This window comes from Paraglaciecola psychrophila 170, assembly GCF_000347635.1.
Classification (GTDB): domain Bacteria; phylum Pseudomonadota; class Gammaproteobacteria; order Enterobacterales; family Alteromonadaceae; genus Paraglaciecola; species Paraglaciecola psychrophila.
The window spans coordinates 142434-163718 of the sequence record NC_020514.1 but is presented as its reverse complement, the minus strand read 5'-3'; the positions used below and the strand labels follow the sequence as shown (position 1 = coordinate 163718).

20 protein-coding genes, 1 tRNA gene and 1 pseudogene are annotated in these 21285 nt (G+C 40.7%); 19 read left to right on the top strand and 3 right to left on the bottom strand.

Annotation, left to right across the window (positions count from 1 at the left end; genetic code table 11):
• Nucleotides 1–97: 97 nt before the first annotated feature.
• The 6 genes from C427_RS00785 (at nt 98) to ubiB (ending at nt 5807) form a co-directional block, all read left to right on the top strand.
• Entirely contained in the window at nt 98–787 is a 690-nt protein-coding gene (locus tag C427_RS00785) for a DNA-3-methyladenine glycosylase I (protein WP_007638142.1), read from the top strand.
• Nucleotides 788–943: 156 nt separating this feature from the next.
• The gene (locus tag C427_RS00780; RefSeq protein WP_007638141.1) at nt 944–1525 is read left to right on the top strand and encodes a hypothetical protein; all 582 of its coding nucleotides are present in this window, start codon (nt 944–946) and stop codon (nt 1523–1525) included.
• 157 nt (nt 1526–1682) lie between these two features.
• Entirely contained in the window at nt 1683–2561 is an 879-nt protein-coding gene (locus C427_RS00775) for a sugar phosphate isomerase/epimerase family protein (protein WP_007638136.1), read from the top strand.
• 175 nt (nt 2562–2736) lie between these two features.
• On the top strand, nt 2737–3516 hold the full coding sequence (ubiE, locus tag C427_RS00770) for a bifunctional demethylmenaquinone methyltransferase/2-methoxy-6-polyprenyl-1,4-benzoquinol methylase UbiE (RefSeq protein ID WP_007638135.1): 780 nt from the start codon (nt 2737–2739) through the stop codon (nt 3514–3516).
• A gap of 1 nt (nt 3517) precedes the next feature.
• Nucleotides 3518–4174, top strand: coding sequence for a ubiquinone biosynthesis accessory factor UbiJ (locus C427_RS00765; RefSeq protein ID WP_007638134.1), 657 nt, complete (start codon nt 3518–3520; stop codon nt 4172–4174).
• Nucleotide 4175: 1 nt separating this feature from the next.
• On the top strand, nt 4176–5807 hold the full coding sequence (gene ubiB / locus C427_RS00760) for a ubiquinone biosynthesis regulatory protein kinase UbiB (RefSeq protein ID WP_015430261.1): 1632 nt from the start codon (nt 4176–4178) through the stop codon (nt 5805–5807).
• A gap of 87 nt (nt 5808–5894) precedes the next feature.
• Here ubiB and C427_RS00755 read toward each other — a convergent pair whose 3' ends face one another.
• A complete protein-coding gene (locus C427_RS00755; protein ID WP_226991148.1) occupies nt 5895–6809 on the bottom strand; it encodes a hypothetical protein in 915 nt (304 codons plus the stop codon).
• A 185-nt stretch (nt 6810–6994) separates the two neighbouring features.
• Between C427_RS00755 and tatA the strand changes: the two genes are divergently transcribed.
• From tatA to hemB, 7 genes are read left to right on the top strand one after another with little or no spacing between them, the layout of a single operon-like run.
• Nucleotides 6995–7270 (top strand): twin-arginine translocase TatA/TatE family subunit, encoded by a 276-nt coding sequence (tatA, locus tag C427_RS00750; protein WP_007638131.1) that lies wholly within the window; start codon nt 6995–6997, stop codon nt 7268–7270.
• Nucleotides 7270–7569, top strand: a complete 300-nt coding sequence (tatB, locus tag C427_RS00745; protein WP_007638130.1) for a Sec-independent protein translocase protein TatB — start codon at nt 7270–7272, stop codon at nt 7567–7569. The genes tatA and tatB overlap by 1 nt, the downstream gene beginning before the upstream one ends.
• 5 nt (nt 7570–7574) lie before the next feature.
• On the top strand, nt 7575–8318 hold the full coding sequence (gene tatC, locus C427_RS00740) for a twin-arginine translocase subunit TatC (RefSeq protein ID WP_007638128.1): 744 nt from the start codon (nt 7575–7577) through the stop codon (nt 8316–8318).
• Nucleotides 8315–8917 (top strand): hypothetical protein, encoded by a 603-nt coding sequence (locus C427_RS00735; RefSeq protein ID WP_007638127.1) that lies wholly within the window; start codon nt 8315–8317, stop codon nt 8915–8917. Before tatC ends, C427_RS00735 begins: the two co-directional genes overlap by 4 nt.
• Before the next feature lie 4 nt (nt 8918–8921).
• Nucleotides 8922–9734 carry a TatD family hydrolase gene (locus C427_RS00730; RefSeq protein ID WP_007638126.1) on the top strand — a complete coding sequence of 271 codons (813 nt, stop codon included), beginning with the start codon at nt 8922–8924 and terminating at the stop codon, nt 9732–9734.
• On the top strand, nt 9724–11625 hold the full coding sequence (locus C427_RS00725; protein ID WP_007638125.1) for a sensor domain-containing diguanylate cyclase: 1902 nt from the start codon (nt 9724–9726) through the stop codon (nt 11623–11625). The genes C427_RS00730 and C427_RS00725 overlap by 11 nt, the downstream gene beginning before the upstream one ends.
• 2 nt (nt 11626–11627) lie before the next feature.
• Nucleotides 11628–12626, top strand: coding sequence for a porphobilinogen synthase (hemB, locus tag C427_RS00720; RefSeq protein WP_007638124.1), 999 nt, complete (start codon nt 11628–11630; stop codon nt 12624–12626).
• 77 nt (nt 12627–12703) lie between these two features.
• Here the strand turns inward: hemB and C427_RS00715 are convergent, their stop codons facing one another.
• The gene (locus C427_RS00715; protein ID WP_007638123.1) at nt 12704–14221 is read right to left on the bottom strand and encodes a Ppx/GppA phosphatase family protein; all 1518 of its coding nucleotides are present in this window, start codon (nt 14219–14221) and stop codon (nt 12704–12706) included.
• Nucleotides 14218–15480 carry an ATP-dependent RNA helicase RhlB gene (gene rhlB, locus C427_RS00710; RefSeq protein WP_007638122.1) on the bottom strand — a complete coding sequence of 421 codons (1263 nt, stop codon included), beginning with the start codon at nt 15478–15480 and terminating at the stop codon, nt 14218–14220. Before rhlB ends, C427_RS00715 begins: the two co-directional genes overlap by 4 nt.
• Nucleotides 15481–15581: 101 nt before the next feature.
• Here rhlB and trxA point away from each other — a divergent pair, with 101 nt between their 5' ends.
• The 6 genes and pseudogenes from trxA (at nt 15582) to C427_RS00680 (ending at nt 20980) form a co-directional block, all read left to right on the top strand.
• On the top strand, nt 15582–15908 hold the full coding sequence (gene trxA, locus C427_RS00705; protein ID WP_007625278.1) for a thioredoxin TrxA: 327 nt from the start codon (nt 15582–15584) through the stop codon (nt 15906–15908).
• 346 nt (nt 15909–16254) lie between these two features.
• Nucleotides 16255–17520 (top strand): transcription termination factor Rho, encoded by a 1266-nt coding sequence (rho, locus tag C427_RS00700; protein ID WP_007638121.1) that lies wholly within the window; start codon nt 16255–16257, stop codon nt 17518–17520.
• A 238-nt stretch (nt 17521–17758) separates the two neighbouring features.
• Nucleotides 17759–18974: pseudogene (locus C427_RS00695) on the top strand (amidohydrolase).
• A gap of 130 nt (nt 18975–19104) precedes the next feature.
• Entirely contained in the window at nt 19105–19599 is a 495-nt protein-coding gene (gene purE / locus C427_RS00690) for a 5-(carboxyamino)imidazole ribonucleotide mutase (protein ID WP_007638119.1), read from the top strand.
• A gap of 24 nt (nt 19600–19623) precedes the next feature.
• The gene (locus C427_RS00685; RefSeq protein ID WP_034899387.1) at nt 19624–20763 is read left to right on the top strand and encodes a 5-(carboxyamino)imidazole ribonucleotide synthase; all 1140 of its coding nucleotides are present in this window, start codon (nt 19624–19626) and stop codon (nt 20761–20763) included.
• A gap of 141 nt (nt 20764–20904) precedes the next feature.
• Nucleotides 20905–20980 (top strand) — tRNA-Thr (locus C427_RS00680).
• Nucleotides 20981–21285: the final 305 nt, after the last annotated feature.

The window sequence follows — 21285 nt, the reverse complement described above, 5'->3', positions numbered from 1 at the left end:
TTTTGATCCCTCAACCCAATTTTGCATTACTTATATGCTCGTTGGGTTTGGTATTCAGCGGCTTTGCTTCGACTTCAATTATTTAGAGTAAACATATATGCACAACCTAGAAAAGTTTAATGCCATTTATCAGCGAGCTTGTGAACGCAAAGGCGGCCCAAATTCTTTAGCTGTGGGCTTAAACAAACCCCTGTCGAACAAAGCACTTAGCAAAGTTGGAGATGACAGATTTTTAGCTGAGTTTAGTAAAAAGGTTTTTCAATCTGGCTTTGTGTGGCGAGTAGTTAGAAATAAATGGCCTGATTTTGAACGTGTGTTTTTTGATTTTAACATCGAAAAAATATTACTCTTACCTGATGAAATGCTCGAACAAAAAGCCACCGACCCTAGCATTATTCGAAATTACACTAAGGTCAAAACCATTCGCGACAACGCCATAATGATGGATTCGGTGGCTCGCGAGCACGGAAATTTTGCCGAATTTGTCGCAGATTGGCCAAGCGAAGATATCATCGGACTTTGGGCTTATTTGAAAAAGCATGGTGCACGACTCGGTGGTAACACTGGTCCTTATGGTCTGCGGACAATAGGCAAAGATACCTTTTTACTTACCAATGATATAGTGGGTTATTTTACCAAACGTAATATTATTTCTGGCTCAGTTCAGTCTAAGCGTAGTCTCACAGCCATTCAACAATGCTTTAACGAACTGCAACAACAAAGCGGCCTCTCATTGCAAGAGTTAAGTATGATAATCTCTAAGAGTGTAGGTGATAATTACATTTGAATCAGTTGAAATACCATTTCTCTATCTCCAGTATTTAGAAATATTTTCTAGTTTAAACAACGCCGAATTTGTTGCATTGGCAACTGAATACTAACTACTCAACCTTTGAATTTTTAGCTACCATCTTGTTAAAGTTATATTTACAGAAATTTAACAATGAATTGTTTAAATACTTTACTCATCATCTGTCTTTTGGTGAGTCCTTTATCTTCGATTGCAGAGGATAAAAAAGTAGATGTATGGGCTGATACATCATTGACTCAAAACCCGAGCTACTTTTATTTTGATTCAAAAGGGCGATTGCTCGTGACGGAGTTATATCGAATCGTTTTAATTGAATATACCAATAACGATGGCAAAGCCGATACATCCGAGGTATTCGCTGACGGGATTAATCAACCACTAGATGATTTAGGCAGTAACTTATTTTTTACCAACGGCGCAACTAATTATATGCGTTGTCACCAAATCAATGGTCAAGGTTCAAACGTTAGTCCTGATTTAAGTTACTTTGGTGAAAAACACTCCGCAAAATATTTGTTACAAGCACTGATTGATCCCATTGCCACCATTGCTCCAGGTTACAGTGCCTTCAATTTAACAATTCACGACGGCAGCGTGTTAAGTGGCTTGTTCAATGCTGAAACTGATACAACCATTACCCTAGGCGAACAAGGCAAAAAACTAAACGTTTTTAATAAGTCTGAAATAAAAGCTATTCAAAGACCTACTTCGTAAATGCCGCCAATAAACTACATTCTGACTAAGCATCAGATATGCGATTAAGTTGCATTTAGGGCACGCTTAAAGACAAAAACAACGAAGCAAAAATGTCTCATTAATTTTAGAAAACAAATATGCTCTGCATACAATTACGTTAACCAAAGGTGAAAAAATGAATAAAATTTTACTTTCTTGCTACTTAGCTCTGACTTTAATCGGACTAACGGCTTGTTCTAACTCACAAAGTAACGAAACTGAAAAAGTTAAAGTCCCTCCTGTGAGTGTGCAATTGTGGTCAGTCAAAGATGCCCTTGAAAAAGATTTTAAAGGCACCTTACAACAAATCTCGGATATGGGATTTCAAGGTGTAGAATTTGCTGGAAATTTTGGTGAATTTTCTAATAACCCAGAAGGTTTAAAAGAGTATTTAACCTCTTTGGATTTAAAAGCCAGTGGAGCGCACGTTAGTTTTGATGGCCTAAGAGGCGAAGAATTAGAACCGACGCTCAACTTCTTAAAAAAACTGGGCATTGACTTAGTTATTATTCCTATGGATAGTCGAGCTTGGAGTGCTGATAACGTGGCGAGTTTAACCACAGAGTTAACTGAACTATCTAGCAAACTTGCCAAAAAAGGCATGTTGATTGGTTACCATAATCACGACAAAGAATTTGACGCATATCAGGATTTGACGTTCTGGGATTATATTGCCAAAAACACCCCACAAAATGTATTGCTACAGCTGGATGTAGGTTGGGTAAACTATGCTGACAAAGATGCTATTGAATACGTTAAACGTTACGCCGGACGCACATTAACGACTCATCTCAAAATACGTAACTATCATGGTAAGAATAGAACTCCTCAAGGTGTAAGCCCTATTCTAGGAGAAGACCAGTACGATTGGGCAACGTTAATTAAAACTCAGGCTAAAGTAGGAGGTACTCGTTGGTTAGTTTTGGAACAAGAAGAATATCCAGATGGCCTGTCTTCTATGCAAGCAGTGAAAAAATCCAAACAGGGTTTAGATAAAATAATTAGCACACTTTAACTATAAGTACTCGCTCTCCTCAGTCGATTACAATATTATCGGCTGAGGTTAATATAGCAATATCCTCCCAATACTCTTGTTATCCAAGCCACCACATTTAAAAAGCTACAACATTCACTGTTGGCGCACGCTTTAATTGGGTAAACTAGCAGCAATTGATTTCCAAGGAGCACTCATGAGCGCGTCTGAAACACCTAAAACCAATACACCACATGAACACACCACACACTTTGGTTTTAAACAAGTAGATACCAGTCAAAAAGTGAATATGGTTAAAGAAGTATTTCAGTCAGTAGCTGCCAAATATGACGTTATGAACGACTTAATGTCTTTGGGTGTGCATCGTCTATGGAAACGTTACACCATTGATTGTAGTGGTGTGCGTGCTGGACACAAGGTATTAGATTTAGCCGGTGGTACCGGTGATTTGACGGCTAAGTTCTCGCGCATTGTCGGTGAGGCAGGCCAAGTGGTATTGGCTGATATCAATGATGCCATGCTTAAAGTAGGCCGCGATAAACTTCGAGATAAGGGCATAGTTGGTAATGTAGAATATGTACAAGCGAATGCTGAAGCATTGCCCTTCCCAGATAATAGCTTTGATATTATCACCATTGCTTTTGGACTCAGAAATGTCACGGATAAAGACAAAGCCTTGGCGTCGATGTATCGCGTATTAAAACCTGGCGGACGTTTATTGATTTTAGAGTTTTCTAAACCCACTAACGAGATGTTAAATAAAGCTTACGATATGTACTCATTTCATTTGTTGCCTAAAATTGGGCAGCTTGTAGCCAATGACGCAGACAGTTACCAATATTTAGCCGAATCTATTCGCATGCACCCAGAGCAAGAAGTGCTCAAAGCGATGATGGATAGTGCGGGGTTTGAACAAACAACGTATCAAAATTTAACGGGCGGAATTGTCGCACTGCACAGAGGCTTTAAGTTTTAATATGCCTTTTGCCCAATTAGTAACCTCTGGGATCGAGTTGGCATTGAATCAATTGCTAAAACTCGATGATGATAGCCAACAGCGCTTAAAAAAATTATCAGGAAAAGCGTTGCAAGTGACGATCAAAGAACTGCCGTGGCCACTATTGTTCAGTTTTTCTGAGCAAATTGATGTGCGCACTGTTATGACCCCAAATAATGATTCAGAGCCCGAGCCTGAACCGGTAGATTGTTTGATTGAGTTAAATTTAGAGACATTACCTAAGCTCAAGGATAGTAGCCAGCTCACTCAACTTATCCAAAAAAAGCAGCTCAATCTGATCGGTGACATTTATGTGGCACAAACCTTTAGTGCATTACTCAAAGATTTGGATGTTGATTGGGAGGAACAGCTTTCACGTTACACTGGTGATGTAGTGGCCCATCAGACGTTTAGCAGCATGAGAACAATATTTGATACCGCTAAAACACAAATAGAACAGGGTGTGATTGGACTTGGAGAATATTTAACTAAGAGTGATTCAATTGCGGTCAAACCTAGCGAAATGATTGAATTTAGCCGAGGTGTGAGCGACCTGCGTAGTAGCACAGAGCGTTTATCTGCCAAAATTGCTTTATTAGAACAAGCTAAGAAAGTCGATACAGGACTCAATAACTAACGTGAGAATTCTACGCTTTTATCAGATCAACAAAGTCATGTTACAACACGGGCTAGACGAACTTATTCCCGGTAAATGGTTACCTTGGTATGCGAAATTAGGCCGTATTGGTTTTTTTTGGCTTCGCAATAAACATCCTGATAAATCCCAAGGAACGCGTGTCAGGTTAGCTTTGCAAACCCTGGGCCCGGTGTTTATTAAATTTGGTCAAATGTTATCTACTCGCAAAGATTTGTTGCCACCCGAGGTCGCAACCGAACTGTCTATTTTGCAAGACCAAGTCGAACCATTTGACCCTGAGTTAGCTAAGCAAATTATCCTTCAATCTTTAGGATTAGAGAAACTAAGCGACCTGTTTAGTGAATTTGAAACTAAACCATTGGCTTCTGCGTCCATTGCTCAAGTGCATGCAGCAAAATTAAAAGACGGTAACCAAGATGTAGTTGTTAAAGTCATTCGGCCGAATATTCAACAGACTATTCAATCTGATATTGAGCTTATGCGAACAGCAGCAAGCGCCTTACAAAAACTGTTACCGGATGGCAAACGTTTACGCCCAGTTGAAGTAGTCAAGGAATACGAACGCACTATTATTGATGAATTAGACTTAACCCACGAAGCCGCAAATGGCATGCAATTCAAGCGCAATTTTGAAAATTCAACGGCTCTTTATGTTCCTACCATTTATAGTGACTACAGTCATAAAAACGTGATGGTAATGGAACGTATTTACGGCACCCCAATTTCTGATATAAAACAACTCGTTGCCCGAAATACCAATATGAAAAGGTTAGCAGAGCGTGGCGTTGAAGTTTTTTTCACACAGGTATTCCGTGATAGTTTTTTTCATGCAGATATGCATCCCGGCAATATATTTGTGTCTACAGTTAATCCTAACGACCCCCAATATATCACCATAGATTTTGGCATAGTCGGCACCCTAAACAGCGAAGACAAACGTTATTTGGCCGAAAACTTTATCGCCTTTTTCAATCGTAATTATCGAAAAGTTGCGCAATTGCACGTCGACTCTGGATGGGTTCCTTCAGATACTGATATAGATGATTTTGAAGCATCCATTCGCAAGGTTTGCGAACCCATTTTTCAAAAGCCCTTGGCGGAAATTGAATTTAGTAACGTGTTGTTGCAACTGTTTAACACCGCCAGACGTTTTAATATGGTGATACAACCACAATTAGTTCTACTCCAGAAAACCTTGCTTTACATTGAAGGCTTAGGTCGCCAATTGTACCCACAACTTGATTTGTGGAAAACGGCAAAACCATTTTTAGAGAATTGGATGAAAGAACAAATTGGCCTGAAAGCCATGTATCAAAAGATTTCGACTAACTTACCTTATTGGTCTGAAAAATTACCCGAAATACCCGACTTAGTGTATGACACGTTGAAACAAGTTAAAACCTTGCCTGAGCTACAAAAGCTTCAGTTCGAAGCGCAGCAAGAACAACTTAGACAGCAGCATACCAGCACATTACTGATGATAATGGGCACAACCTTTATTATCATTGGTGCAATTTTGCCTATGTATCAAGATAATTGGTGGCCCAGTGGCTGCTTCGATTTATTAGGCTTAGGTTGCTGGTTTTTTGCTTTTAGAAAAAAACGCAGTTAATACCGTCTGAATTTGTTTAACTAAGGATACACTGGCTTCGTTTTTATTTAACGAATTCACAAATATTGTGTTCGCCAGCGAGCCTTTTTACTTGCCAAAGAAACCTTCTATTCGAAGAGCCATGCCATAAGAAGCTGAAAATTGTTCATCCCGACGCCACAATATAAATGGCTCAACTTCGTAAAATAACCACTTTCTCAGGGTGTTTTTACGCCATCTTAGGCTGACCAAATATTCTTCTAAACGATAATTTGGTCGACTTATTCCTTCAATATAACAGCCTACTATCAAGGCATTTTTTTCATCAAATTGAGTGAGCTTTTGGACGCTATGTTGCCAAAGCCAATCGCTGGTTCGGTCTCTAAAATAAAAGTGATTATTCAACCTAAATATTGAATGGTCAGTGGCGTTGTAACCTAACTGCCAAGAAAAGTCTGCCCCCAACCCGTCATCACTGTACATATAAGCAGACGTTTCCCAGCGTAAAATTGTTTTATTAGTCAAAGTGTGCGAGTTGCGATAACGACTTTTTGCAAAAGCCTGCAAGCGACGGCCTACTCCGATTCGATGAGATAACCCACTCTCAGGGCTACTTCGCCACCGCAGTGCAAGACTGAAACGATTCTGCTCTACAAAGTCATTAATACCTGACGCTTGGATGTCGTTATCGGGTCGGTCATCATCATAATCAGATAACACCAGATCGGCGCGATTTTTTAAGTTGGGTAATTTCACTCTTATTTTAAAACGCGTCTCAAACTCGTTTACGCTGCGACTTCTTGGCTCCCACCCCAATCTAATACGTGCTTCGCCATAAGCCTTCTCATGCTTTTCAAATTCTTCTAATGCAAAAAAGTCATCAAACCATAAAGCACTGGAGTTGACTGAAGAGGCAATACTCTGGTGCATGGAGTCTAACCATGGATATTCTGGTTGTATCTTTTGAGCATTAAGGTTTGTAAGAAAACCGATACCGACAAGGAATAAAAAAACTTTTTTCACACTTCTTCTCTCGGCGCAAATATCTGTAAGTAGGTATTTGATAGGCAAACGAATGACATTTACATGTCTTAGATTAACGCAATTAGTGGTTTAAAAGTCAAACAACCTAGATTTGGCTATCAAATCCAGTGACCTTTCTAATAAGCTACGTATAATGAAACTCATACAGTCTTTAGGAGTATTTTATGTTTGGCATTAGCCCCATGCAGTTGGTGATTATATTAGTTATCGTAGTCTTGCTTTTTGGCACTAAAAAACTACGCGGTTTAGGTGGTGATTTAGGCTCTGCGATGAAAGGTTTTAAGAAAGCCATGAGTGATGATGATAAGGAAAAAGATGCCGATGCTGACTTCGTTTCTAAAGAGAAGGTCGAAGATAAAACGACTGAAAACGCTGAGAATGTTGAAAATACAAAAAGTACGGTCCAGCAAACCAAGAGCGAACACAAAGAGAATAGCTAATGTTTGATATTGGTTTTTTCGAACTTTTAATTATTGCTGTATTAGGCTTAGTGGTATTGGGTCCTGAAAGGTTACCCGGTGCCATTCGCTCGACTATGAAAACGGTGCGCAGTATTAAAGGCATGGCCAGCGGTTTTCGACAAGAAGTCGAACAGCAGTTCAAAATTCATGAATTACATGAAAATTTAAAAAAAGCCGAACAACAAGATCTAAAAAATCTGTCTCCGGAGCTACAAAAATCTGTTGACGAACTTCGCGATGCAGCCAAGTCTGTTCAAAAACCCTATTCAAAAGAGTAATTAACATGGCTGAACCGAATAGCTTAATTGCTCATTTAATTGAGCTCAGAGGCCGTGTATTAAAAGCAGTTGTCAGTGTGTTTGTAGTCTTTCTATGCTTGGTTTATTTTGCACAAGACTTATACCACTGGTTAGCCACGCCATTGTTAGACACGTTGCCAGAAAACGCACAAATGATTGCCACCGATGTGGCCTCCCCTTTCTTTGCCCCTTTTAAACTGACGATGGTATTGTCATTTTTTATTGCTATTCCAGTGGTGCTTTTCCAAATTTGGGGATTTGTGGCGCCTGGTTTATATAGGAACGAGAAACGTTTAGTGGCGCCACTATTATTCTCGAGTACATTATTGTTTTATTTAGGCATGGCTTTTGCCTACTACGTAGTCTTTCCTTTAGCATTTTCGTTTTTCACTAGCGTGGCGCCTGAAGGCGTGGTGATAAACACTGATATCAGCAGTTACTTGAACTTTGTGCTTAAAATTTTCTTTGCTTTTGGGCTGGCTTTTGAAATACCTGTGGCAGTAGTGTTAATGTGTTGGACAGGCGTAACCACACCGGATAAGTTAAGAGCAAAACGCCCTTATGTGATCGTTGGCGTGTTTGTAGTTGGCATGCTGCTGACACCACCCGACATTATATCGCAAACGCTCCTTGCCATACCGATGTGGATTTTATATGAGTTTGGTATTGTAATTGGCGGTATTTACACTCGGAAAAAAGAAGAACAAGAACCACAGGATGAATTATGAACTATCTAAGTAAATGTGCATTATTAGCCATTTTTGTGAGCCCAATTAGCATCGCCAATTCACTGTTAGATGAATTAGCAATGTGCGCAAAAAATACCGATAGTTTGCAACGTTTGGTCTGTTACGACAAATTGGCCAATGACACTAAAAGTAAACCACCTAAGCAACCCCAGGTTTCGCTAAAAGACAGCATCTTAGAAAGAGTCGACAGCACGGTCCAAGTAGCACCAAAAGTTCAGCCCGATAAAGTATTAGCAGTGTCAGAACGTCCAAATACACCTGCCTTTGTTGAGCCACGACCAGCAGGTGTTATTGCTAACTCTGTCAAACAGCAGCAAGCATCATTTGGGAAGGAAGATGTAAAGCGCCCAGAAGGTATAATCAAACAGCTCAAAGCAAAAGTAATCAAAATACAAAAAGCACCTTACGGCGAACTGATCATTACCTTTGAAAATGCACAAGTATGGCGTCAAACAGATAGTATTCGTTTCAGACTAAGTGCAGATGAAATGGTTATTATCGAGCGTGGAGCATTGGGTTCTTTTTTTATTGGCAAAGAGAATTCCAACCAACGAATTCGTGCCAAGCGAGTAAAATAGGTTAATGTCCTGGTGTGATATTGGTGTCAACTTTACTGACAAACGACTTCTTTTTGAGCCCGTGTTTGAAAGAGCATTAGCCGCTGATGTTAGCCATATCATTATTACAGGCACCAATATAGCCAAAAGCCAACAAGCCATTCAGTTAGCCCAACATTACCCCAACCACTTATCGACTACTGCTGGGGTTCATCCCCACGACGCCAGCCAATTTAATGTTCAAACAATCAGTGAACTTAAAGCCTTAGCTGAGTCTGAATGTGTAGTCGCTATTGGCGAATGTGGCTTAGATTTCAACCGAAATTTTTCGACACCTGAACAACAAACTTTTGCATTTGAACAACAACTTAAACTAGCTTGTGACTTAGGATTGCCAGTTTTTTTGCATGAGCGTGACGCATTTGAAGTGCAGATTAAATTGCTGACTAAATACCGCAATGCATTAAAAGGTGGAGTCGTGCATTGTTTCACTGGCGATAGCGCACAGATGAATCGTTACCTAGATTTAGACTTGTATATTGGTATAACCGGCTGGGTATGTGACCTTAAACGTGGGCAAGCATTACGGGAAGCGGTTAAATCACTTCCATTAAATCGTGTTTTATTGGAAACCGATGCCCCTTATTTACGTCCTAAAGGGCTAGCTAACAACCGCAAGGTAGACAATGGCAACAACGAACCCGCCTACCTGCCTTTCGTAGCTGAGGAAGTAGCCCGTTTAATGGCAACTGATATGCAATCATTACAACTTGCGAGCCAAACTAATACCCAGGCATTATTTAATATTTCTAGCATAACTACCATACATGCCGGGTAACCCATTTCACCTAATTCTAGGCAAAAATTGGCTGTTAATACTCGTCAGTTTTTTTTGTATTGTAACCGTTTTTACAGTAGCTAATTTCTCCAGTCCGATCCGCCCAAACCATACAGTAGTGCAAGACGTTGAGCACTTGGTTGATACAAAAAAACACCATTCCATTTTAGATATCCTGAGTAATACAGACAATATTTGGCAACAACTTAGCCAAAACAGAGCCTCGTTAGGTATGTCTGACGAATTGCATTGGTTTAGGTTTACACTCAGAAACACCGAATCAGTTCAATCTAGGCTATTAGAAGTTGATAATTCGTTATTGGACAGCATTAATATTTGGTTTGTGCAAGACAACAAAATATTAGCAGAATATATAGCTGGTGATACTTTGACTTTTTCGCAACGTACCGTTGAACATGAAAACTTTCTATTTCCAGTACCAACAACAGGCCAATCATTAGAAGTCTACATAACTTCTCATTCTGAAGGGGCGATGCGATTACCCTTAAATATCTGGCAACAGAAAGATTACTTAGCATTTACCAGTAAAAGCAACTTAATCGAGGGAATGTTTTTTGGCCTGATGTTGGCAATGGGGTTAAGTAATCTACTATTCTTTATCACCACACGTACGCCTACTTTTTTAGTGTATTCCGGTTATGTTATCTTTTTAGCCTTAACCTTATCGGCACTACAAGGCTTAGGTTACCGCTATATTTGGCCTAACTCACCTTGGTTACAACAACATGCGGTAGGTATTTTTGCAAACTTAACGGTGTGGTTATCCATTATATTTTGTGATCTATTACTCAATGTCAGGGCCTATAGCAAACGACTAAGTAAGATACTCAATGTTACTGGTTATACTTTTTTAGTCAGTTTAATCATCAGTTTGTTCATACCGCTACAAGTCTTTATTGTAGTTTTTCTATTGATGTTATCTGCCAGTGGTATATTTATTTTTGCAACCTCGATTTGGTTATGGATAAACGGTTTAGCGATTGCTCGATATTATACCTTAGCTTGGGCAGTCCTATTTATAAGTGGTTTTACGGTAAGTCTAGATACACTCAACATACTCAATTTTAAATTACCCTCGTACTATTTATTGATGTTAGGTGCTGGCATAGAAACGTTGTTTTTAGCGTTCATTCTGGCTATAAGCCACAATCAACAACGCCAAGCATTACAGGAATATCAGGAAGAGTTATTGAACAAGGAGCGCCAAGTTCAACACGCACAAAAAGACATGTTAGCATTACAAGAAAATGCAACAGAAGAGCTTGAATACAAAGTACAAGAGCGTACCTTAGAGTTAGAAATTGCCCTTCGAGAATTATCTGATATAAACCGTGAACTCCAAGAAAAAAACACTCTAGATGCATTAACTGGGATCCGTAATCGCAGTTATTTCGACAAAAAATATCAAGCTGAGGTGCGAAGAAGTCGACGTGAACATACCCAATTATCTGTTGTGATGATGGATATTGATCATTTCAAAAATGTAAATGATCAATATGGACACTTAGTCGGCGACGAATGTATAAAATCAGTTGCGCGCACTCTTAAAAAAGCCTTAAAAAGACCCAGCGATGATGTGTGCCGTTACGGTGGTGAAGAGTTTGCACTTATTCTTCCCAGCACAGACTTAGAAGGTGCTTTGGTCTTGACAGAAAGTCTTAGAGCTCAAATAGAAAATACCAACGTACAAGCCGAAGGTGTATCCATAAACATCACTATTAGTGCCGGTATAGGTACCGCAATAGCTGGCTTGAATCAATCAGAAGATATTCTTTTAGCTTTGGCAGATAAACAGCTATATGCAGCCAAAAATGCAGGCCGTAATAATGTACAAGGTAGCCATTTAAACGATATTCAACAGCAGGATTAATCATGACAGAACAATTTCCCAAGACTCGTATGCGCAGGTTACGTAACCAGGATTTCACTCGCAGATTGGTAGCTGAAAACCAACTGACTGCCAGTGACTTAATCTATCCTATGTTTGTATTAGAAGGCGAAAATCAAAAAGAAGCAGTCCCTTCTATGCCTGGTGTTGAACGTTTATCTATCGACTTGTTAGTCAAAGAGGCTCATGAGCTTGTTAAACTTGGCATACCTGCTATTGCACTCTTTCCGGTGACGCCTCTGCAGGTCAAATCATTATGTGCCAGCGAAGCTTATAATCCAGACGGATTGGTACAAAAAGCGGTACGCGCTATCAAACAAGCGATACCTAACATTGCGGTTATCACAGACGTAGCGCTCGACCCTTTTACCTCTCACGGCCAAGATGGCCTGATTGACGAGCAAGGTTATGTGTTAAACGATGAAACAATCGAAGTATTAGTTAAACAAGCTCTGTCTCACGCAGAAGCCGGAGCTGACATCGTTGCCCCATCCGATATGATGGATGGCAGAGTAGGGGCACTTCGCCTAGCCTTAGAAAGTCATGGTTTTATAAACACCTGCATCATGGCTTATTCGGCTAAGTATGCTTCTAGTTATTACGGACCTTTTAGAGATGCAGTCGGTTCAGCCGGCAACATTAAAGGTGGCAATAAAAAGAATTACCAAATGGATCCCGCCAATTCAGACGAAGCGATGCGCGAAATTGCATTGGATTTGCAAGAAGGTGCAGATATGGTCATGGTCAAACCCGGTATGCCCTACCTAGATATAGTCAGGCGCTGCAAGGACGAATTCAAAGTGCCCACATTTGCCTACCAAGTCAGTGGCGAATACGCCATGCACAAAGCGGCATTTGCTAATGGCTGGCTAAATGAAGACGAGGTAATTTTAGAATCTTTGATTGCTTTTAAGCGTGCTGGCGCAGATGGAATTTTGACTTATTTTGCTAAGCAAGCGGCGATACTTTTGAGGCAAGACTAGATGAAGCATCAGAATGAGAACATAACGACTTAATTGATGTATATATTTTAGTCACTCAAAATCAATCAGGTGAAGCTTTAAAAGCACTGTAACGTCCAGCCTACTTTATGCTGTTGCCATTTTTCGTTAGCTAGCTCTGCATCTATTAATGGATGAGATTTTAGCCAACCTTCAGGGAAAGTGAGTGTCCACTTCTCACCTTCTGTGATTAACGTAAAATCTGCCAGCAAGTTGTCTTTTCGGCGAATAGAGAGTAAGCAGGATAAGCGTAATACTCTGACTAAAACCAAAAGTGCTTTGCGTACCTCTGGATGGAAGGAGTCAAACAAATCGAGCTTTATTTCCTGCCTATGACTTTGCACTAATGTTTTGATACCAGCACATTGCTGTTGAGTGTAACCCACCAAGGGTAAATGGCTAAGTATGTATGCGCCATGTTGATGATGTAATTTGTATTCAATATGCAAACCAGTCTCATGCAACATAGCAGATGCCATCAACATCGCCTCACAATCTACCTTACCTAACACCATTTTATTTTGCACTTGTTTAAACAGACTGAGCGCAATACCTTTCACGCGATAAGCGTGTTCAGGGTCTATATGAAAACGTTCAATACATTGCTCAAGTGTTTGCAACCGACGATCAATTTGCTGCATATTATCTAACATGCCGTAAATAAGACCTTCGCGAAGAGCGCCACCTGATATCTGCATTTCTTGAATATTTAATTGTTCAAAAAGGGCAATCAATATGGCTAAGCCACTAGGAAAAATTGCTCGCCTAGACTCTGTTAAACCGTCTATTTGTAACAAGTCTATAGTTACACAATCAATGCATTGCTGCTTTAGGTTATGCAAGTAATCTATGCGGATAGAGTCACTGATGCCTTGCGTCACCAAAATTTCTGTAATAGCTTGGGGCGTTCCGGATGCACCTAGACATTGCTGCCAGTCAAAATTGATAAAATCATTTGCCACAGGCTCTAACAAAAACTTAGCCTGTTTGATGGCATCCTCAAAATTACCTTCAGATATGTTGCCATCAGCGAAAAATCGCTCCTTGAAAGTAACACACCCCATGTTCATGCTGACTAGATGAATCGGAGTCATATCATTGCCGACAATCACTTCTGTGCTTGCGCCGCCAATATCAATCACCAAAGAATTACCTTGATTAGCTGAAGTATAAGCCACACCCAAATAAATTTGCCTGGCTTCTTCCTCACCATCAATGACATTTAATTTATGCTTGAGAATTGTTTCAGCTTTTTTTATGAATACATCAGCGTTGGCAGCCAAGCGAAGAGTTGCAGTGCCAACAATTTTGATGTTTGAAAGGGGGATATCTTGTAAACGTTCGGCAAAGGTTTCAAGGCACTTCCAACCTCTTTCGAGGCTAAGTTGGTCGAGCACCATGTTTTCATCTAACCCGGCGGCAAGGCGCACTTTCTGCTTCACCTTGCCAATGATATGTACACTACCCGCCACAACCCGCACAATGACCATATGAAAGCTGTTGGAGCCTAAGTCTACAGCTGCATACAGTTGCTCGGGCTGAGCGAAAGGGGCACTGACTTCGGTGTTATTATTCATCTATTTCGATTAGGGCGTGGGCCTGAAGGACGTTTTTGGTGACTTTTACCACTTTGCATGCGTTTTTTAAAACGCGGTTTGGGTGGGGTGACGTCACGCATTAAATCGTTTGGGTTGTAATCGGTCACTGGGATTGAGTGTTGTACATATTCTTCAATCGCCGGTAAATTCAGTGCGTATTTTTCACAAGCAAAACTGATAGAACTTCCACTTTCACCAGCACGACCTGTTCTACCTATACGGTGTACATAATCTTCTGCATCATCAGGTAAATCGTAATTAAAAACATGACTTACCATAGGAATGTGTAGACCACGTGCTGCTACGTCCGTAGCGACTAAAACATCAAGCACACCGCTAGTAAAGTTTTCAAGTATTTTTAAGCGTTTATTCTGAGGCACATCACCACTTAACAAACCGACTCGATGTTTGTCCGCTTCTAACCAATCAGCTATTCTTTCACAGCCGTGTTTGGTGTTGGCAAACACAATAGCTTTGTCTGGCCATTCTTCTTCCATCAAAGTCAGTAAGAGATAAGGTTTGTCCTCGTCTGACGGATAAAATAGCTCTTCTTTTACGCGTTCAGCGGTTTTTCTTTCTGGCTCAATCTGAACATGGGTTGGATTATCCATGTGATCGTATGCCAACTCTTGAACACGGTAAGACAAGGTAGCAGAAAAAAGCATACTCAAACGCTCAGTCGGCTTGGGCATTCTATTAAATAAATAACGAATATCTTTGATAAAACCAAGGTCAAACATACGGTCGGCTTCGTCTAATACCGCAACTTGAATTGCGGCTAATGAAAAGATATTTTGTTTGTAGTAATCGATAATACGACCCGTGGTGCCGATTATAATATCTACACCACCTTGCAGTTTCTCCCGTTGACTTTGGTAACCTTCGCCCCCATAAATTAAACCAAGGGTCAAACCTGTGTGTTGGCTAAGTAATTCTGCATCATTAAAGATTTGCACAGCTAATTCACGGGTGGGCGCCATAATGATTGCCCTAGGTTGACGTTTTGAGTCTTGGGGGTTAGTCAACAAATAATGGAAAGTGGCAACCAAAAATGCAATGGTTTTACCTGTTCCTGTTTGCGCTTGACCGGCAAGATCATTGCCTTCAAGCAAGGGCGGTAAACTCAATGCCTGAATAGGTGTGCAAAGGTTGAAATTAGCCTCAGACAGCGCATCTACAACTTGCTGATGAATGGGTAAATCTGAAAATTTTGTATCGGTTAAATGTGTAGTTGGCATAGCTTATAGCTTATCATTGCTTGCATTAAAAACTAGTTTCTATATAACAATCACAACTGCGTTGAGTCATCTCAGCGAGAGAGAAAATTACGGAGAAAAGTATGAGCGACAAAATTATCCAGTTATCAGATGATAGTTTCGAGGCAGATGTTATCAATGCAGCTGGTCCTGTGTTAGTTGATTTTTGGGCAGAATGGTGTGGTCCATGTAAAATGATCGCACCAATACTGCATGAAGTGGCTGACGAATTCGACGGCAAAGTAACAGTTGGTAAGCTGAATGTCGATGAAAATAACGAAACTCCGCCTAAGTATGGCATAAGAGGTATACCTACATTACTCTTATTTAAAGGTGGTAATGTAGCGGCCACTAAAGTGGGTGCATTGTCAAAAGCTCAACTTTTAGAGTTTTTGAACGAAAACATTTAATATTTGTTACTACAAAATATAAATATATAAGCTCAGCTTTGGCTGAGCTTTTTTGTGAATGACTAGTCCCCACCATGCCCGTAGAGCCTGTTACTACTGCAAACAAATTGTTACTTTGCGTTTTAATGGATGGCCCTTATTTTAATAGCGGGGATGTAGAATGATGTTAAATTGGCTGACAAACAGACAATTCACTGGACGCGGGAATTATTAGGTGCTAACTTTTATCTTGTTCATACCTGAACACACCCACACTTCGCTCAAATCAGAGATATACATAAGTAAAACCTTTGAATCAATCAAACTGGCTTTTAAGAGAAGCTTCTAGCATAAAGACCTACCAATTATGAATCTTACCGAACTCAAGAATAAACCGATCAGTGAACTGGTTAGCCTAGCCGAAGAAATGAAGCTAGAAAACATGGCTCGCGCTCGCAAACAAGACATTATTTTTTCTATCCTAAAATCTCACGCTAAAAGCGGTGAAGACATTTTTGGTGATGGCGTACTAGAAATTCTTCAAGATGGTTTTGGATTTTTGCGTTCCAACGACTCTTCATACTTGGCAGGCCCAGACGACATTTATGTCTCGCCTAGTCAAATCAGACGCTTCAACTTGCGAACTGGCGATACGATTTCAGGCAAAATACGCCCACCAAAAGACACCGAGCGTTACTTCGCATTATTGAAAATAAGTGAAGTCAATTATGATCGCCCTGAAAATGCACGTAATAAAATATTATTCGAAAATTTAACACCACTTCACGCTAACGAACGCTTAATCATGGAACGTGGCAATGGTAGTAGCGAAGATATCACTGCACGGGTTTTAGACCTAGCAGCTCCAATTGGCCGCGGCCAACGTGGTTTGATAGTCGCACCACCTAAAGCAGGTAAAACATTACTGCTACAAAACATCGCCCAATCTATTGCCGCTAACCATCCAGAATGTTTGTTGATGGTATTATTAATTGATGAACGACCAGAAGAAGTGACTGAAATGCAGCGCTTAGTTCGGGGTGAAGTTATTGCATCTACTTTTGACGAACCAGCGAGTCGCCACGTACAAGTGGCTGAAATGGTAATCGAAAAAGCCAAACGTTTAGTCGAACACAAAAAAGACGTGGTCATTTTGCTAGACTCAATCACACGTTTAGCGCGAGCTTACAACACAGTTATACCTTCATCAGGCAAAGTATTAACCGGTGGTGTGGATGCCAACGCATTGCACAAACCTAAACGTTTCTTTGGTGCTGCGCGTAACATCGAAGAAGGCGGCAGCTTAACAATCATTGCCACAGCATTGATTGATACTGGTTCTAAGATGGATGAAGTTATCTACGAAGAATTTAAAGGTACGGGTAATATGGAATTGCACCTGAACCGTAAAATTGCTGAGAAACGTGTATTTCCAGCTATCGACTACAATCGTTCAGGTACTCGTCGAGAAGAGTTATTAACCACACCAGACGAATTACAAAAGATGTGGATATTACGCAAAATAGTACATGAAATGTCTGAGATAGATGCCATGGAATTTCTTATTGGTAAGTTGTCTATGACGAAAACTAACAACGAATTCTTCACTGCAATGCGTAAACAAAGAAGCTAAGCTTTTTGTAAAAGCCTCTTATAAAGTAATAAAGTCCGCCTCAGGAAACTGCAAGCGGATTTTTTACGGTTCAAATCTCCACACCTAACTTTGCTTAACATTTGACAAGCTGATGCGCTTTCAACATATTAGATAGCCACCCACTTAAAGTCGATCATTAATGAAACAGCTTATACCCGTCTTATTTCTACTATTAATTTTCACACCCAAAATAACTGCGGCTTCTAACATTGAAGAAATGGTTAATGATATTGAAGCAAAGGTTATTAAATGGCGTCATCATCTACACCAACATCCAGAATTATCTAACCGTGAGTTTGAAACGGCAAAATATATTACTAAACACCTTAAGAGCCTTGGATTAGAAGTACAGACTGGTGTCGCTATAACAGGAGTGGTAGCGGTACTTGATAGTGGCAAACCAGGGCCAGTGATTGCACTACGTGCGGATATAGATGGACTTCCTGTACTTGAGCAAAATGATTTACCTTGGAAGTCGACCCAGCGTGGTGAACTTGAAGGTAATGATGTACCAGTCATGCACGCCTGTGGCCACGATACTCATGTTGCCATGTTAATGGGTGCCGCGGAGATATTAGTTAAAATAAAGAATCAGCTAAAGGGTAAAGTGAAATTTATATTTCAACCCGCAGAAGAAGGTGCACCTAGAGGTGAAAAAGGGGGTGCTGAACTGATGATTGCAGAGGGAGTGCTCAAGAATCCCGCAGTAGATGTGATTTTTGGACTGCATATTAGTTCTGATACCGACGTAGGCAAAATACGTTATAAAGAAGGCGGCACTATGGCTGCAGTTGACCCGTTTAAAATAGTCATAAAAGGCAAACAAGCACATGGGGCTTACCCTTGGTTGAGTGTGGACCCTATCACTACAGCTGCACAAATCATTATGAGCTTGCAAACCATAGTCAGCCGAGAAATTAAACTCATTGATGAAGCAGCGGTCGTCACCATAGGCTCTATTCATGGCGGCAACCGCTCTAACATTATCCCTAGTGAGGTTGAATTAGTGGGCACCATTCGTACATTGAACAAAGCGGCACGTGACCATATGTACGAAGCGCTACCTAGAAAGGTTAAAGGTATTGCTGACAGCATGCGCGCCGAAGTCGAAGTAACGTTGCCTTTGGATTACTCCTACCCCATCACCTATAACGATCCTGCACTAACTGAAAAAATGGTGCCCACACTGATAAGAAGTGCTGGTGCCGACAATGTTATTTACAGTAAACCTGTAACTGGCGCTGAAGATTTTTCGTTTTTTCAAGAAAAAATACCGGGATTATATATGTGGATTGGTGGTAAACCCTTGGATGTGCCAGCAGACCAAGCCCCAGCTCATCACACCCCAGAGTTTTTATGTTGACGATTCAGGTATGAAAACAGGCGTGAAATTACTCACAGACTTAACCTTGGATTACATGAAAATGCATTAAAATACGTATGAATGACACCGCTGATTGGGGTGGTTTCTATGCTGATTGCGATGAGCTATAATATGTGTCCAAAAATTTTGGAGGGATTGTTTCCCCTCATATCATAAAATGTGATTTAAGAGAGAAAGTTATGCCAAACGTGGCAATAGTAATGGGTTCCAAGTCTGATTGGCCCACCATGCAAAAAGCAGCGCTCATGTTAGAAAAACTTGGCGTAAGTTATACAGCCGAAGTTATCTCTGCTCACAGGACCCCAAATTCTCTTTCAGAATTTGCCGAGCAAGCTGCTTCTAAAGGTTATCAAGTCATTATTGGTGGAGCCGGTGGTGCAGCACATTTACCCGGTATGATCGCGGCACATACACATTTACCCGTATTTGGTGTACCTGTGCGCTCAAGCCAATTGAACGGTATTGACTCTTTACTCTCCATCGTGCAAATGCCCAAAGGCGTTGCAGTAGGCACATTAGCAATTGGTGAAGCCGGTGCAGCCAATGCTGGATTGTTAGCAGCGCAGGTAGTCGGCCTACAAAATCCAGAGGTACAACAAGCCATTATAAATTTTAGAGCCGAGCAAACAGCTACTGTGTTGGCACAAGACGAATTGGTCCTTCCCTCTTTATGATAAAATTAACGTGAGACTGTATAAATGAGCATATTAGTTCTTGGATCAGGCCAATTGGCTAGAATGATGGCTTTGTCTGGCTATCCGCTTGGAATAAGTGTTCAGGCAGTTGATGTAGTGGATAATAAGATTGTTGATCCTGTTACTAAGCATATTATCAACAACTCACTGGACAGGGTGATTGAGGAAGTCAATGCGATCACGGTAGAATTTGAAAGTATCCCTGAGGACCTGCTCGAGTTAGTCCATGGTAGCGGCAAACTCAAACCTAGCGTAGAGGCAATCCTAACTGGTGCTGATAGAGTAAGAGAGAAAAAATTACTCGAAAAGCTGGAGATTGCCAACTGCCCATTTGAAATCGTCACCGATGTCGAAGAATTAGATGCGGCAGTCGATAAGCTTGGTGAAAAATTAATCATCAAAGCAAGCAGAGATGGCTATGATGGATACGGTCAATGGCGTTTACAAAACCAAAGCGACTTACCTGAACTTAAGCTAAAACTATCAAAATTGAACTTGCACAAAGTGCCTTTAATAGTTGAGAAAATGCTCAACTTTGATCGAGAGCTTTCACTGGTTGCAGTACGCAGCAGTAAAGGTGATATTGCCTATTATCCACTTGCCGAAAACTTGCACTACCAAGGCCAATTACATGTCTCTATTGCACCTGCCCCGAAAGTTGACGAAGCACTCAGTCAACAAGCACAAGAAATCTTTAATAAACTAGCAGAATCCTTAGATTACGTAGGTGTATTGGCGGTAGAATTTTTCCAAATTGGCGAACAATTGCTAGTCAATGAAATTGCCCCACGAGTACATAACTCAGGACATTGGACCATGCAAGGCTCAGACACCTGCCAGTTTGAGAATCATCTAAGAGCTGTAAGAGGATTACCTTTAGGTTCAACTAAAGTGACCTCACCCACTGCAATGATCAATATCATAGGTTGCAAAGATTTTGCCCGCGATATGCTTAGCATTCCAGGCTGTCATTTACATTGGTATGGCAAAACACCACGGAAAAAACGCAAGATGGGACACTTTAATTTATGTGCCGACAATTATGCTGAGCTTGGTAACACGATGTTAGCTTTGGCCGAATACGTGCCAATAGAATACTTCCCGATGCTTAAAGATGAAGCAGCCCGATTGCTGAAACTTTAAGCATCTGATTAGAATTTTATGGTATTTGATTGACATCATATAAATTGTGAATACAATGGCGCTCGCTTTAGGGATTAGCTGCTACAAAGTAGTTTATCAACAACCCAAAAGTAGTGTCACCCAGAAAGATTTATCCTGTGTGCCGACTTAGCTCAGTTGGTAGAGCAACTGACTTGTAATCAGTAGGTCACCAGTTCGACTCCGGTAGTCGGCACCATTCTTTCCTTCAAATATCTTCAAACGGACTTGTAATCAGTAGCTAAGCTTCATAGCAGTTCGACTCCGGTAGTCGGCACCATTCTTTTCTTCAAATATTTTCAAACGGACTTGCAATCAGTAGCTAAGCTTCATAGCAGTTCGAATCCGGTAGTCGGCACCATTTTGTCGTAAAAATTCATCGAAACAAAACGCAGAGCGCAGCGAGTTCTTTTTTTTGAGGTGACATTTGCGCAACACAGCCATGAATGCTCAATTTTACGCTCTTAAAAAATAGTTATCAGTAGTCAAATACACATCCTTGAT

Coding starts and splice junctions, on each gene's coding strand:
- C427_RS00725 (WP_007638125.1), top strand. CDS start 9,724: ATGCCGGGTAACCCATTTCACCTAATTCTAGGCAAAAATTGGCTGTTA.
- tatC (WP_007638128.1), top strand. CDS start 7,575: ATGGCTGAACCGAATAGCTTAATTGCTCATTTAATTGAGCTCAGAGGC.
- trxA (WP_007625278.1), top strand. CDS start 15,582: ATGAGCGACAAAATTATCCAGTTATCAGATGATAGTTTCGAGGCAGAT.
- C427_RS00765 (WP_007638134.1), top strand. CDS start 3,518: ATGCCTTTTGCCCAATTAGTAACCTCTGGGATCGAGTTGGCATTGAAT.
- C427_RS00780 (WP_007638141.1), top strand. CDS start 944: ATGAATTGTTTAAATACTTTACTCATCATCTGTCTTTTGGTGAGTCCT.
- tatA (WP_007638131.1), top strand. CDS start 6,995: ATGTTTGGCATTAGCCCCATGCAGTTGGTGATTATATTAGTTATCGTA.
- hemB (WP_007638124.1), top strand. CDS start 11,628: ATGACAGAACAATTTCCCAAGACTCGTATGCGCAGGTTACGTAACCAG.
- C427_RS00775 (WP_007638136.1), top strand. CDS start 1,683: ATGAATAAAATTTTACTTTCTTGCTACTTAGCTCTGACTTTAATCGGA.
- C427_RS00785 (WP_007638142.1), top strand. CDS start 98: ATGCACAACCTAGAAAAGTTTAATGCCATTTATCAGCGAGCTTGTGAA.
- C427_RS00685 (WP_034899387.1), top strand. CDS start 19,624: ATGAGCATATTAGTTCTTGGATCAGGCCAATTGGCTAGAATGATGGCT.
- purE (WP_007638119.1), top strand. CDS start 19,105: ATGCCAAACGTGGCAATAGTAATGGGTTCCAAGTCTGATTGGCCCACC.
- ubiE (WP_007638135.1), top strand. CDS start 2,737: ATGAGCGCGTCTGAAACACCTAAAACCAATACACCACATGAACACACC.
- C427_RS00715 (WP_007638123.1), bottom strand. CDS start 14,221: ATGAATAATAACACCGAAGTCAGTGCCCCTTTCGCTCAGCCCGAGCAA.
- tatB (WP_007638130.1), top strand. CDS start 7,270: ATGTTTGATATTGGTTTTTTCGAACTTTTAATTATTGCTGTATTAGGC.
- rhlB (WP_007638122.1), bottom strand. CDS start 15,480: ATGCCAACTACACATTTAACCGATACAAAATTTTCAGATTTACCCATT.
- rho (WP_007638121.1), top strand. CDS start 16,255: ATGAATCTTACCGAACTCAAGAATAAACCGATCAGTGAACTGGTTAGC.
- C427_RS00730 (WP_007638126.1), top strand. CDS start 8,922: ATGTCCTGGTGTGATATTGGTGTCAACTTTACTGACAAACGACTTCTT.
- C427_RS00735 (WP_007638127.1), top strand. CDS start 8,315: ATGAACTATCTAAGTAAATGTGCATTATTAGCCATTTTTGTGAGCCCA.